The organism is Pseudoalteromonas sp. JC28 (assembly GCF_013319255.1).
In the GTDB taxonomy this organism is placed as follows: Bacteria; Pseudomonadota; Gammaproteobacteria; order Enterobacterales; family Alteromonadaceae; genus Pseudoalteromonas.
In genome coordinates, this window is sequence record NZ_QOKX01000006.1 from 309,114 (window position 1) to 322,729 (window position 13,616).

Sequence of the window (13,616 nt, forward strand, 5' to 3'; positions counted from 1 at the left end):
TTTACATTGCTTAACAGAGAATAATCTAAACTGGTACTTTTTTCGTATTTTGATAAGGCGGCCAGCCCATTTCTTTTCCAGCTAATACATGTAGATGAAGGTGATATACGGTTTGACCACCGTGATCATTACAGTTCATCACCACGCGATATCCATCTTCCGCAAAGCCGTGCTCTTTCGCTAATTTGGCGGCAACAACATATAAATGACCAACAAGATGAGCATTCTCTTCCGTCACGTCATTGATGGTCGCAATTGCTGTTTTAGGAATAACCAAGACGTGAAATGGCGCTTGTGGATTAATGTCTCTAAACGCGAGTGCTTGTTCATCTTCGTAAATGATGTCTGCTGGGATCTCTCGATTAATAATTTTGGTAAAAATAGTTTCTGAACTCATGGTCCTTCCTTATCTGCCATATTGAATTGCTCTAGCATAGCTAACTCTCAAAGAGACTCAATAGATTTGATGCGTTATTCTAAAGTGCACCAATTAAAAGGGTAGAGATATACGCAGGTATGCAGTAATCTCATGAAAGTAATACCAATTGAATTAATTCTTCAATCAATTTGAAGGGTGAAATATCATATTAGCTTCGTTAAAAATTTCTCATTTAGAACAACTAAATAGCAAAATTTTTGCCTTGCTACTAAAGCTATTTCCCCGCTTCAAAATAGCTCATTTACTTAATACAATTGGTATAAAATGATTTGGTACTCACGAAGGAGTGAATAGATGCGCTTAAAATATACGCTTGCGACCGCTGTTTTACTGTTGTCACCGCTTTCACAGGCTGCGTTGCTAAGTTTTCCTGAAGAAATTATTCCCTTGCAAGTTGATGATAAAACCATTGAACACTCATTCTTCTCCAAAGTACGAGAGCTGGACTTAGCAAAAGGGGAGTATGCGGTCAAAATGCGTTATACCGATTTGTATGAAGTGGGCTATGACGACCACGAAACCATAGAGTCGAAGCCATTTTGGGCAAAAGTAAGTATCGATCAAGACGGCGAGTATGAGGTTGAATTTAACCGACCTGACAATGTGGTTGCGGCAAAGGCATTTGCAGATCAGCCGTTGATTATGTTGCAAGCACCCAATGAATCGTTAGCGACAACATTGGTGGTGACGCAAGAAAGACCAAGAGTAGCGACAGCGATAGCAAGTGAGCCCTCAACATCCACAGCACCTCGTTATTCAACGCCAAGCACCACCACAAGAGCCGTAACGCCAGCGGCGCCTAAGTCAGCACACCCAGATGTGGTTGGCATGTTGGACTATTGGTGGCAACAGGCAACCCCAGAACAAAAACGGTTGTTTTTAGAAAAAATAAAGGGCAATTAAGCCCTTTATCTGAATAAGTCTTAATTTGACCTGTTAGTCTTTATTAACGGGGCTCAATCAAATATGACCGTTGTGTATGTGTCAGAAGCGAACCCGCAGGCGTAACTCGTTTTTGCCCCAAAACAAGCTAGAAAATTTTGCTCAAAGGGCTAACAACTCCGTTTGCGTCTTGCTGTAAAACATGAGTATATATTTGCGTTGTCTCACATCGGAATGACCAAATTTAGATTGCACGGTTCTGATATCTGCACCACTTTGTAGTAAATGAGTAGCCAATTCATGTCGCAAGCGAAAGTTAGCATTAATAAAGTCACAAGAATCACACACAGGTAAAGTGGAGAGGCCAAAGACAGAAGAAAGCGTGACGCTGATACCACATTGGCCTTGTCAGCATTGTCGAGCAGGTATCTTGCGGCTAATTGGCGTATTCAAGTTAGATGCAACAACGGCCAAAGTAGAACGAACGAGGTGGCAGCTAGATAGCTTTTTACAATCAATGAGTTAACCTGCTTAATTGTTCAGGCTAGAGGTCTTTGTACGCGTAAAAAATATAATTGCTTATTAAGGCAAATTTAGGTGTAATGAATACATAATAAGCGCTGAGCAATGCAGGGAAAGCTTACATAACACTAGCTAGGAAAGTGAGAGCCTCCAAAAAGCCTATTTTTTCTAAGTAAGCTATAGCATAAACAACACCAACTCTGTTACACCGAGCAGGTAGCGGCTCAGTTCAACAAGCGATTATGCAACACAAATTGCGTGTCACATAAATACTAAAACGTTATGGCTAAGTAACTTCGCGTGCGGTTGTTTTAAGGAAGATTTATGATTAATGAAATTAAAAATTGGTGGAGCTCAGTACCAAAAGCCCAGAAAACTGGCCTGATTGTGTTAGCGGCATTTGTTGCGGCAGCTCTTATCATGAGTTTTGGAGTAATTATTGGCTCATCTCTGGGCAAGGCGCTCTAAAGTTGTTGCCTTTGCAAAAAGATATATTTGAGCAGTTATGGCAAAACGAGCTACCAATGTCGTTATTAGGTCTGGAACATGTGTCATCAAGCGAGCGAAGTAGTCATAACAAGGTCAGGCACAGCGACGGCTTTTCTGTTGCGGCTTCACCTTCACTACAAAGCCGCGTGTGCTGGCGGCGTTAGCCCATAGAAATTTTTATGCGAAATTCGCCTAGTACAGCCGACGACCTAAAACGTTTTTATCCGTGCGAGCTAGAGCGAACGTCTATTGTTCGCTCATAACTGCAGGTCAGGTGAAGTATTAACTTAATCATCAAGGCTGTAGAGTCAGATATGAGCCACTACACTTTAACAATTGAGTTTATGTTTTGATTCGGCCTACTTTTCGAAAGCACGCTTCATAAAGTTAGGTGTTGCTAATGCACCTTTATGAATACCTGTGTTGTAGTACTCAGTATCAAATGTTGCGTTGTCAACGTCTTGCTCGCGGAATCCGGCAAACTTTTCATCTTTACGCGCCATTGTTGCTGACCACAGGCCGCTTGGGTAGATTGGCTGTGGGAAAGGCAGGGTTTGCAGATCAACAAAGCCTACTTCCAACATTGCATCGCGCATTTCTAGTAGCAATGGCATGTGCATCAGAGGTGATTCACTTTGCTGGATCATGATACCACCAGTACGAAGCGCTGCTAAACAGCTCTTGTAGAATGCGTGATTGAATAAACCTTCACCAGGGCCAACAGGATCGGTGCCATCAACGATGATAACGTCGATAGACTCTGCTTCGGCTTCACGCATATATTTGATGCCATCATCAAACATCACAGTTGCACGAGGATCGTTATTAGACTCACAAAGCTCAGGGAAGTATTTCAAAGACATTTGCGTCACAACTTCGTCGATATCAATCTGAGTTACTTTTTCAACGCCAGGGTGCTTTAGTACTTCACGCAATGTGCCACAGTCGCCGCCACCAATGATCACAACATTTTTAGGTGCAGGGTGCGAGAATAGCGCCGGGTGACTCATCATTTCGTGATAGAAAAAGTTTTCACGCGTGCTCACCATAGTGCAACCGTCAATGATCATCAGGTTACCAAAATCCGTCGTTTCAAACATTTCTACTTTTTGAAATGGTGATTGGATTTCGTCTAATTTTTTGTTGACTCTAAGTGAAAAAGCGCTGCCATCGCGGTCGCTAATTTCTGTAAACCAACGGTTTGCTTCTAAGTTTGCCATGATTGTGTTCACACTTGATAAAAATTAAGGCAATTTTGCCAGTGCTTGCGCCTTTGCTCAATCAATTTTAGTCAACATTTTGTACTTTGCCTCATATTAGTCCTAATCAAGCATGGGCTATTTATAAGGTTTGTAAGCTAATGAAAACGCAACTTTAGGTCGCATTGACTAGCCTCGCGTATTAGAATGAAGCTTTATAAAGAATTAATTGAGAGCAGCAATGACTTGGGGTCTGCAAACAGCACGTTCTATCTATAACGTTACTCACTGGAGTGACGGCTATTTTGATATCAATGAACAGGGCCAGTTAGTGGCGTTTCCTGATGGTGATCGCACTAAGCCACCAATTCTTCTTCCAGAGTTAACTGAGCAATTTAAAGCGCAGGGGCTAACTTTGCCGGTTTTGGTGCGTTTTACCGACATTTTAAAACATCGTGTCGATACCTTGACTCAAGCATTTACTGCTGCACGAACTCAACGTGATTACCAAGGCCAGTACACTTGTGTTTACCCAATAAAAGTGAATCAGCAGCGCTCGGTTGTCAGTAAGTTATTGGCTCATCCAAGCGGTCTTGTTGGCCTTGAAGCCGGTTCTAAGCCTGAGTTGATGGCAATTTTGGGTGTGGCACACCAACCTATTACCATTGTCTGTAACGGCTACAAAGACAGTGAGTTCTTGCGCTTAGCTTGTATTGGTCAAGCGATGGGTCATCAAGTAAACATAGTCGTTGAAAAGCTCTCTGAACTAGATACCTTATTACAGGAAATCGACGATTTAGGCATTGAACCGTCGATTGGTATTCGTATTCGTCTTAATTCAGTTGGTAAGGGCAAGTGGCAAAATACCGGTGGTGAAAAAGGCAAGTTTGGTCTTACTGCTAGCCAAGTGCTGCAAGCGGTTGAGCTACTTAAGTCGCATAATCGTTTGCACTTAATGCAGTTGGTACATTTCCATATCGGCTCGCAAGTTGCCAATATTCGCGATATTCAACGTGCGCTTAAAGAGTGTGCGCGTCACTATGCTGAGCTATACCAACTAGGTGTTCCGCTGCGTATCGTTGATGTTGGCGGTGGCCTAGGAGTGGATTATGAAGGCTCAGGTTCTCGTAGTTCATGTTCAATGAATTATACGGTGGCGGAATACGCGAAAAATGTGGTGCATGCTTTTCATGATATTGCGGAGCTCAATAACATTCCGCATCCGGATATTATTACTGAATCTGGCCGAGCATTAACTGCCCATCACGCGATGCTTATCACGGATGTGATCGACGTAGAAAAAGCGCCGAATCAAGTCGAACCGGTGCAACCACAAGATACCAGCCCATTGGTGTTGCAAGAGTTATGGCATTCGTTGTCACAATTAACCCCTCGCATGGCTTTAGAAACTTATCATGACGCTATGCACTTGTTCAGCGATGCACACGACCAATACGTGCATGGTTTGATCAGCATGCAAGAGTGGGCGCAGCTTGAGCAGCTTTACTTCACGACACTTCATAAAGTGCGTGAGTGCTTAAATGAGAATGCGAGAGCACACCGAGAAGTACTAGACGACCTCAATGAAAAGCTGGCTGATAAACTGTTTGTGAACTTCTCGTTGTTCCAATCACTGCCGGATGTTTGGGGTATTGACCAGCTATTTCCGGTGATGCCTATCGACAAACTCAATCAGCCGTTGACGCAAAGAGCGATTATTCAGGACATTACCTGTGATTCGGACGGTCAAATCAACAGTTATGTTGAGGGCGCGGGTATCGAGTCAAGTTTACCCATTCCTGAGTATGTGCCGGGAGAGCAATATCACGTTGCAATGTTCTTGGTGGGAGCCTATCAAGAAATATTGGGTGATTTACATAACTTATTTGGTGACACTGACTCAGTACACGTTGAGCTTTGTGATGAGGGTTATAAACTCACTAATGCAATCAAGGGCGACAGTGTTGAAGATGTACTGCGCTTTGTTCATTATGACAAAGCGGTGCTATCTGAGAACTACGCACAGCAAGTCGCGGCCTTGTCGTTGCCAGAGTCAATTAAAGCTCAGTATCTACAAGAGTTAAACGCTGGACTTGAAGGTTATACTTACTTCGAAGATTGATTTTCAAATAGTGAAATGGAATAAATTATAGCCGACCAACTGGTCGGCTTAATTGTGTGTGATTTTCAAGGTATGATACAGCTCTGCCGTAAAACACGATGAGGGAATGAATGTCGTTTATTCGTAAAGTGATCAGCATCTTGCTGTACGCCGTTAACACTATATTTTGGTTTATACCGATCTTTATTTGTGGCTTGATTAAGCTCCTGCCCATCCCACCATTGCAAAAAGCCATGAGCTATATTGCTAAAGCGTGCGCAAGTAACTGGGTCGCGTGTAATTCAGTGAGCCAAAACCTCATTGCGCCGTATACGCTCAATGTTAGCGGATTGGATGAGCTAAAACGTAAAGACTGGTACTTGGTTATTGCCAATCACCAAAGTTGGGTGGATATCTTAGTGTTGCAGCGAGTGCTTCATGGCAAAATCCCGTTTTTGAATTTCTTTTTGAAAAAAGAGCTGCTTTACGTACCCGTGCTAGGTCTTGCTTGGTGGGCGCTCGATTTTCCTTTTATGACGCGAACCAGCAAGTCGCAATTAAAGAAAAACCCTAAATTGCGTGGTAAAGACATAGAAACGACGCGAAAAGCATGCGAAAAGTTTAAAACAATGCCAGTGAGTATTGTAAACTTCGTTGAGGGTACGCGTTACACCGAATCCAAGCATAGTAAGCAGAAAAGCCCATTCACACACCTGCTTAAACCAAAAGCGGGAGGCATCGCATTTGTGATGCAGGCCATGGGTGAGCAAATCAGCAAAGTGGTGAATGTCACCATTCATTATCCCGGTGGTGTACCAACTTTTGCAGACTTTATCGCTGGTAACGTGAAGTCAGTAGATGTTCAGGTGGAAGTAATGCCGGTCAGTGCAAACTTGGTCGGCGACTACACGAATGATCCCGAATTTAGAGTGCGTTTCCAATCCGAATTAAACGCCTTGTGGCAAGCCAAAGATGCACAACTTGTGGAGCTTGCCGATAAAAAGTAGTAGAAGGATGTTGTGATGTTAAAACAAATACTACCTAAGTGGTTTCTCGGGCTATCGGCCAGTGTGTGGCTGCTGGTGAATACCTTTGTGTGTGGTTTATTGGTGCTATTGTTTGGCATCATAAAATTGCTTGTGCCAGTTAAGTTTATCTCTACAGCACTGCACTTTTTTTACGGTATGTGGTGCAAAGGCAATTACCTTGGTTTGCGCATCGCGTGCGACAAAATCCAAGTGACCTTGCCAAAAGAATTACACGCTCAAGGGTGGTATTTATTAATTTCCAATCATCTTAGCTGGCTTGATATCGTTGTGCTTAGTGCCATGGAGGTACTACCTGCACCTAAATTTTTCTTAAAAGATGAATTAAAGTACGTGCCTTTCATTGGTACTGGTGCATGGGCTATGGGCATGCCATTTATGAAACGTGCGAGTAAAGCGCAGATCGCCAAAAACCCTAAGCTTAAAGGGATGGATGTAGAGCGTACCAAAGCCAGTTGTCGCAATTTTCGTGATCATCCCACAACGGTAATTAATTTTGTGGAAGGTACTCGTCATACTAAAGCCAAACATACGCATCAAAATAGTCCGTTTAAGCATCTGCTCAAACCAAAGGCGGGTGGTGTAGCGTTTGCCCTTGAAGTGTTATCTGAGCAACTTGATGGCATGCTCAACGCGACTTTGGCTTATGAGTTAGAGGGTGAGCATATTTGCCGTGCATTTACGCTTGGACGCTTGGATGCAATTGATGTAAAAATAGACTACATCGCGATGGAAAAAGTGCCACTTGGCAACTATCAAGCCGATAAAGCCTATCGTGTACAGTTTCAATCTTTTATGAATGAAGTTTGGCAACGCAAAGATTGCCAACTCGAAGCGCATTGGCTGCATTCGACTGAGCCAAATGACACGCTCAATGAGGAGCTAAAACAGCTATGAAGTTTGATCACCTTCATGATGTCGTTCAACCGTGGTTAAAAGAGTTACCGCAGGGCACTGTGATCAGTGCTTTATTTACCAATGGTGTCGCGGTGGTTGGATTATTGTTTTTATATTGGGTGATCCGCCGTTTAGTGCTACCCAATGTAGAAAACCTCGCGCGCCATATTTCACCGCGTAAAATTGGTCACCTTGCCCCTCAGTTAAGTAAATTTAGCGGCCGCTTTGCCTTTGTATTGTGTTTACTGGTTTTTTCCGCCTACCACGAGCGTCTATTTGTCGCGCCAGCTTGGGTGTTTGTCGTGATGGAAACACTGGTGTACGTTATGTTGGTGGTGGCATCAGGGTTTTTATTTAGCAGTTTAGTCAATTTAGGGAATGGCGTTTATAACCTCTTTCCATTCGCCAAAGAAGTGCCGATCCAAGGGATTATTCAAGTAATTAAGCTACTGATATTTATAGTTTGTTCTATATTGGTGGTCAGTATCTTGGTGGATAAATCACCGACCTATATTCTTTCCGGTTTTGGTGCTATCGCGGCAGTCATTATTTTGGTATTTAAAGATACGATTTTGGGATTGGTTGCGAGTATTCAAATAGCAGCCAACCGACTGGTAACCACTGGCGACTGGATCCAAGTTGACGCATTTGGTGCAGACGGCGAGGTGATTGATCTGGGGTTAAATACCGTTAGAGTACGTAACTGGGATAACACCGTCACCACCATACCAACTTATATGTTGATCTCTGATTCATTTAAAAACTGGCGTGCCATGCAAGAGTCAGCAGGACGCCGCATCAAACGCGCCATCCATATTGATTTTACTAGCATTGAGCCGTTGCCAGAGCAAAAGCGAGCGTCGCTAACCGAGCAATATCCACTACTGGAAAAACTTGAAGATGTACCAAGCGATATCACCAATTTAGGCTTATTTAGACGCTATGCAGAGGCCTACTTGAAGCAGCATGATGCCATCAATCAAGATTGTTTATGTATGGTCAGGGAACTTGCACCCACACAACATGGCTTGCCTCTAGAGTTTTACTGTTTTAGTCGCGATAAACGCTGGGTGTTTTACGAGCACCTACAAGCCGATATTTTGGACTACATGCTAAGCGTAATGCCAGCATTTGGGTTACGTCCATATCAAAGCGTGAGTGATTACTTTGGCGCACACCGCGTGAAAGTGCGCGCCGGTAGCAAACCAGACGCAACTTCAGAATAATCATCAAGGCCACTCAAGCGTGGCCTACACACTTCCTGCGATAACCCCAAACACCATAAAGGCAATAAGCAACTGCCATATCGCGGGCTTTAGCCATTTTAGTGCTGCAAAGCCTAATACCACCGCGGTGATATCGAGCAAGCTATGCACCGCAGAAAGCCAAATTGGTTGATAAAACGCAGCGGCTACAATTCCCACAACACCGGCATTTAAGGCCGCGCTAATACTTGCAAACCGTGGCAATGCAATAAGTGATTGCCACTGTTGGTTAAACGCCCACATTAACAGTAGGCCCGGCAAGAAAATAGCGAGCGTCGCAATCGCTGCGCCCAAAATGGGATGGGTATTGTCGACAACGGCGCCTAAAAAGCTTGCGATGGTAAACATCGGCCCAGGAATGGCTTGCGCGGCAGCATAAGCCGTTAAGAAGGTTTCTTGCGCGACCCCCTCGACACTGGTTTGTAGCAGCGGCAGCACGACGTGACCACCACCAAAAACCAAAGCACCTGCCTGATAAAACTCGGCAAATAGTTGATTTGGTAGCATGGCAAAGGTTAACGCAAATAGGCCAATAAAGAGTGCAAATACAGACCAGTTAATTTGGCTTTTTGATTGACTCGGTTTACTTGGCGCATTGCTGAATGAGTAAAAGCAACCCGCGATGACAAGCGTCATAAGCACACCCAATTGTGCGCTTAAGTTCGGCAGCATCAACAGTGTGAATGTGGCGAAAAATGCGACGAATTTGAGTGCTGTGGTTTGACAAAAGCTTTTCGCCATACTCAGTACCGCATCGGCAACGATAACAACAGCAAACAACTTCAACCCATCAATGACATTCAACGCAGTGCCCGAAAGCTGCTCAGCGGTTAATGCCAGCATGATCATGAGCAAAAAAGACGGTAGCGTAAATCCTAAAAAGGCGGCGATCCCTCCTAGTATTCCAGCTTTTTCTAAACCAATCGCGAATCCGACTTGGCTGGACCCCGGTCCTGGCAGTATTTGTGACAGGCTGATCATACTGGCATAGCGCTCGTTACTCAGCCATTTTAAGTTATCGACAAAGTGTTTTTTAAAGAACCCAAGGTGGGCTGCAGGTCCCCCAAAGCTCGTACATCCTAATAACAAAAACTGATAAAATATTTTCAGAAACATAGTGTACCTTGTGATATTGTTAACCTTGTATCCTCACATTTTTATATGACATATTTATGACTTTTGGTGCTGGTGCGCCTCAGTTGGATAAGTATTATGCGAATGACTTTTTTATCGCCCTGTTTACTTTTTTTGTTGGCGAACTTCTCTTGTTTTGCTCAGCAAATCAATGTCGCTGTTGATCACGCGCCACCGTATAGCATTATTGAAGACAATGGTGAAGTGCAAGGTTTAGTCTTAGATATATTGGCAACGGTACAGGCTCAAGCTGGTGTTGATTATCAAATAAATGCCGTTCCCTGTCCTTTCTCACGCTGTATGCGGATGATAGCGCAAGGTGAAGTAGACGTCATGGGTGGCTTGATCCGTACGCCTCAACGAGAAAAGTTAATCGACTTTGTCGAACCCGCCTACATGGCGCTGACATCTTCGTTTGTGTTCTATGCTAAGCAAGACAGCGATATTCGGGTGGAACAATATACGGATCTTTATACCAAGCGGATTGCGGTGACGCGTGGCGGCGTTTTTTACCCTCGCTTTGATGAGGACCGTCAACTCAATAAAGTCCCTGTGTTTAGTGAGCAAGTGGCGTTTGATTTATTGCTTAAAGGACGTGTTGACCTTGTGATCGCAGTGGAAGACACCGCGGAGGTGGCGATGGAAGTGCTTGGTCAGCCCATTGAAAAGTTAAAAAAAGTCTCCTATCACCACGCTCAGCCGATTTATGGTCATATGGCGATGAGCAAACGCTTCAGCGGCACCGAGCTTGCGCAAACCATTCGTTTAACGATGAAGCAATTGGCTGAAAAAAAGCAGCTTGATGCTGTGGTTGCAAAATATAAACTGCCACCAGTTTCTGAGCATATAAGCGACTTAGTCCCTGCTCATCCTTAAAAAACCAGTAAAGCTTCAGCCAGAGTTAATTGTTTATTGCAACAATATAGACAATCAAGTTGAAACGAACTCAGGTGGGAAGATGATTGCAAGAAATATGTTAATTGGTGCAGCTGTTGTGGTTGCTTTGTCTGGATGTGAAATGAATAACACAGGTAAGGGAGCGGCGATTGGTGCTGCGACTGGTGCGGTGCTAGGTAAAGCTACTGGTAACCACAAAGATAAGCGTCTTGCCATTGGTGCTGCGGTTGGGGCAATTGCAGGTGCCGCGATTGGTAACTATATGGACAAGCAGGAAGCCGCTTTTAACCAAGAGCTTGCTGGTACGGGTGTTGAGGTTGTTCGTGAAGGCGATCAAATGCGCTTAGTGTTGCCATCAAACATAACCTTTGCGACAGGTAAGTCAGCTATCAGCCCTGGTTTTTACAATACACTTCAAGGTATTGCACGCGTGATGCAGCAGTACGATAAGACATTCTTAACGATTGTCGGACATACAGATTCTACTGGTTCAGCGAGCTTCAATCAGACTTTGTCTGAACAGCGCGCAAATAGCGTAAAGCAGTATTTATTATCACAGCAAGTACTACCTGCGCGTTTGTACGCAGAGGGCATGGGTGAGTCTCAGCCAATCGCGAGCAATAGCACCGAGCAAGGTAAGGCACAAAATCGCCGAGTCGAAATTAAAATTATTCCAAACCGCGCGTAAGAAAAATCAAGGAGTGCTATGTTTGAGCACTCCTTTTTATGGATTTCGGCTGCTATAAGAATAAGGTATTTATCGAATTATCAGATAAATTAGGCCTGCGCCGATAACGCCCCCAACGCTTAGGGATAGGATTGCAGTAAACAAGAATAAATGATAACTCACTGTTTTTTCTTCTTTGTTTTCTTTATTATGGAGCATGTCGGCCAAGTCAATAAGCTTGGATTGGGAGATTTCAAACACCGCACACAAACTCATTACAGTCTCTTTACTTGCTGTCCCGTCGCTCTCGACGCGTTGAATTGTGCGTAGACTTACTCCAGAGGCATCTGCTAAATGTTGCTGAGTCCAACTCTTTTCGGTTCGCAACAGCTTTACTGTATTATTATTTATTTGCATTATTTCCTCCTTGACGAACTTAAAGTACGGTGCTGCCGTACCAGCGTCCCAAGTAGTACGCGAGAGTAAATATACAAAAACCTGCAACTAGGCCGTAGCCCATAAAAGTGAATATGACCTTGGCTAAGGTCAGTTGATCGTTCAGAGGGGGACTTGACTGGCGACCAAGTATTTTTTTTCCTTTGAGTAGTAGGCACTCAGTTTCAAAAGTAAACCCGTTAATTAAACAAAATCTAGCTTCATAGGCTTGATCTGCATAAGTAAATTTATGGGTACTATCACCGAGTAAGTGGCGTTTTTGAGAAACGCAAACATCGTCGACGAAAACATATTGAGTGCAATTTAATGCATTTGCACAACACGTAATTTGATGATCTCCATCTTGGAAATACACTTTGTAGGTGGCTCTTTCTAGCTTTTTTAAGTCAGACATATTGAACTCCCGTTAAGTTGTTGTCTCCACTGTGCCTGTTGCTCCATTAAAACACGCCGACAAGCTTACGTCAGTGCTCAAACTGTCATATGACAATAGATTTATAAAATTAATTAACTTAATGATTTAAATACTTTTATAGCGAATGTTAAGGCTGGGTAAGAAATGGAAGTCAGAAAAAGCACTGAGCCTAATAAAGTTTTGTGACTCAGTGCCTCAATAAAAAGAAGGTCATAATGTGCTTAAAGCGTGTCACACACCACTTCAGCTTTGCAGGTAATTACGCTGACATTGGTGTAACCGATACGAGTTAGTTGCTCTGCGGCAAAAATAGCACGGCCACCAGCGGCACAGTGTAAATAAATTGGTCTGTCTGCGTCTTTTTCCAGCTCTGGAAGCTTAAATTCTAGCAATCCTCTTGGGATATTTACCGTGCCGTTGGCTGCCTTTTGACTGTGTTCAGCCGGCTCTCTCACGTCGATAACCAGACCATTGTTTTGTGCAATCTCTGATTTTGCTTGTACCGCGTCAATGCAGCGTTGATTAGGCTTGACTGTCTTTAATACATCTTGGGCAGATATCAGCATATATAGCTCCTTATTGGGTTATCGGTTTCATTATGACTCACCTTTCCTGAATGCCAAGTTTCTTCAATATAACGATCATAGGGCACCAGTTTGTAAAAGCAGACTGCACTAAATTGACACAAATAAACACACTAAACCAAACCCAATGTGGGTTGACAAAATGTGTGAGCAGTAAAGAAATGGCAAACATAACACCAGCGATTAATCTAAGTAGAGGATGTAAGGTCATAATGAGTGTCATCTTTAATATTAGGTGTTTCTAATATTAGACATTGCTAATGTTTGTGTCTATACTTTAAGCGCATTTATTTTTTGGGAGTCAACATGGATCTTCAGCAAATGGCGCAAAATGCCGAACAGGCAGAAGCCTTGTTAAAGCTTATGGCGAATAAAAATCGCTTGATGATTTTGTGTGCATTGCAAAAGCAAGAGCTCAGTGTTAGCCAGCTTAACGAAATGGTGCCGTTAGCGCAGTCTGCCTTATCACAACATTTAGCCAGCATGAGAAAGGCACTAATCGTGGCGACTAGGCGTGAGGGAGCGACGATTTATTATCAGGTTAAAGATAGCCGAGTCGCTGTACTACTCGAGAGTTTATATCAGCTGTTCTGCGCCTCAAGTGCAGAGTAACTAGGAACGAC

General features: G+C 43.5%; 16 protein-coding genes and 1 pseudogene. 9 read left to right on the forward strand and 8 right to left on the reverse strand.

What is annotated here, in order from left to right; genetic code table 11:
- Positions 1-25: 25 nt before the first annotated feature.
- A complete protein-coding gene (locus tag DS891_RS15385; RefSeq protein WP_174170266.1) occupies positions 26-397 on the reverse strand; it encodes a histidine triad nucleotide-binding protein in 372 nt (123 codons plus the stop codon).
- A 336-nt stretch (positions 398-733) separates the two neighbouring features.
- On the opposite strand from DS891_RS15385, the gene DS891_RS15390 reads away from it, so the two are divergent.
- Positions 734-1,342, forward strand: a complete 609-nt coding sequence (locus tag DS891_RS15390) for a DUF2057 domain-containing protein (RefSeq protein ID WP_174170267.1) — start codon at positions 734-736, stop codon at positions 1,340-1,342.
- 127 nt (positions 1,343-1,469) lie between these two features.
- Here the strand turns inward: DS891_RS15390 and DS891_RS15395 are convergent.
- Positions 1,470-1,630 (reverse strand): annotated as a pseudogene (locus DS891_RS15395) (tyrosine-type recombinase/integrase); the annotation flags it as partial.
- 537 nt (positions 1,631-2,167) lie between these two features.
- Here DS891_RS15395 and DS891_RS15400 point away from each other — a divergent pair.
- Positions 2,168-2,311 (forward strand): hypothetical protein, encoded by a 144-nt coding sequence (locus DS891_RS15400; protein WP_158299133.1) that lies wholly within the window; start codon positions 2,168-2,170, stop codon positions 2,309-2,311.
- Positions 2,312-2,691: 380 nt separating this feature from the next.
- On the opposite strand, the gene speE is transcribed toward DS891_RS15400, so the two are convergent.
- Positions 2,692-3,552 carry a polyamine aminopropyltransferase gene (gene speE / locus DS891_RS15405; RefSeq protein WP_010606838.1) on the reverse strand — a complete coding sequence of 287 codons (861 nt, stop codon included), beginning with the start codon at positions 3,550-3,552 and terminating at the stop codon, positions 2,692-2,694.
- Positions 3,553-3,772: 220 nt separating this feature from the next.
- Here speE and speA point away from each other — a divergent pair, with 220 nt between their 5' ends.
- The 4 genes from speA (at position 3,773) to DS891_RS15425 (ending at position 8,801) form a co-directional block, all read left to right on the forward strand.
- Positions 3,773-5,653 (forward strand): biosynthetic arginine decarboxylase, encoded by a 1,881-nt coding sequence (gene speA / locus DS891_RS15410; protein WP_010606837.1) that lies wholly within the window; start codon positions 3,773-3,775, stop codon positions 5,651-5,653.
- Positions 5,654-5,763: 110 nt separating this feature from the next.
- The gene (locus DS891_RS15415; protein WP_045964780.1) at positions 5,764-6,639 is read left to right on the forward strand and encodes an acyltransferase; all 876 of its coding nucleotides are present in this window, start codon (positions 5,764-5,766) and stop codon (positions 6,637-6,639) included.
- A 15-nt stretch (positions 6,640-6,654) separates the two neighbouring features.
- Positions 6,655-7,575: an acetyltransferase gene (locus tag DS891_RS15420; RefSeq protein WP_174170268.1), complete on the forward strand. Its 921-nt coding sequence runs from the start codon at positions 6,655-6,657 to the stop codon at positions 7,573-7,575.
- Positions 7,572-8,801 carry a mechanosensitive ion channel family protein gene (locus DS891_RS15425; RefSeq protein WP_174170269.1) on the forward strand — a complete coding sequence of 410 codons (1,230 nt, stop codon included), beginning with the start codon at positions 7,572-7,574 and terminating at the stop codon, positions 8,799-8,801. Before DS891_RS15420 ends, DS891_RS15425 begins: the two co-directional genes overlap by 4 nt.
- 24 nt (positions 8,802-8,825) lie before the next feature.
- Here DS891_RS15425 and chrA read toward each other — a convergent pair whose 3' ends face one another.
- Complete coding sequence (chrA, locus tag DS891_RS15430) at positions 8,826-9,956, reverse strand: chromate efflux transporter (protein ID WP_174170270.1); 1,131 nt, start codon at positions 9,954-9,956, stop codon at positions 8,826-8,828.
- Between the two features lie 102 nt (positions 9,957-10,058).
- On the opposite strand from chrA, the gene DS891_RS15435 reads away from it, so the two are divergent.
- The gene (locus tag DS891_RS15435; protein ID WP_227386768.1) at positions 10,059-10,850 is read left to right on the forward strand and encodes an ABC transporter substrate-binding protein; all 792 of its coding nucleotides are present in this window, start codon (positions 10,059-10,061) and stop codon (positions 10,848-10,850) included.
- An 82-nt stretch (positions 10,851-10,932) separates the two neighbouring features.
- A complete protein-coding gene (locus tag DS891_RS15440; protein ID WP_010378204.1) occupies positions 10,933-11,559 on the forward strand; it encodes an OmpA family protein in 627 nt (208 codons plus the stop codon).
- Between the two features lie 69 nt (positions 11,560-11,628).
- Here DS891_RS15440 and DS891_RS15445 read toward each other — a convergent pair whose 3' ends face one another.
- The 4 genes from DS891_RS15445 to DS891_RS15460 form a co-directional block, all read right to left on the reverse strand.
- Entirely contained in the window at positions 11,629-11,955 is a 327-nt protein-coding gene (locus tag DS891_RS15445) for a helix-turn-helix transcriptional regulator (RefSeq protein WP_010606831.1), read from the reverse strand.
- A gap of 19 nt (positions 11,956-11,974) precedes the next feature.
- Entirely contained in the window at positions 11,975-12,388 is a 414-nt protein-coding gene (locus tag DS891_RS15450) for a hypothetical protein (RefSeq protein WP_102057692.1), read from the reverse strand.
- A 242-nt stretch (positions 12,389-12,630) separates the two neighbouring features.
- The gene (locus DS891_RS15455; RefSeq protein ID WP_010606829.1) at positions 12,631-12,975 is read right to left on the reverse strand and encodes a rhodanese-like domain-containing protein; all 345 of its coding nucleotides are present in this window, start codon (positions 12,973-12,975) and stop codon (positions 12,631-12,633) included.
- A gap of 37 nt (positions 12,976-13,012) precedes the next feature.
- Entirely contained in the window at positions 13,013-13,216 is a 204-nt protein-coding gene (locus tag DS891_RS15460) for a DUF2892 domain-containing protein (RefSeq protein WP_368032203.1), read from the reverse strand.
- An 83-nt stretch (positions 13,217-13,299) separates the two neighbouring features.
- On the opposite strand from DS891_RS15460, the gene DS891_RS15465 reads away from it, so the two are divergent.
- A complete protein-coding gene (locus DS891_RS15465; RefSeq protein WP_174170272.1) occupies positions 13,300-13,605 on the forward strand; it encodes a helix-turn-helix transcriptional regulator in 306 nt (101 codons plus the stop codon).
- The last annotated feature ends 11 nt before the right edge of the window (positions 13,606-13,616 follow it).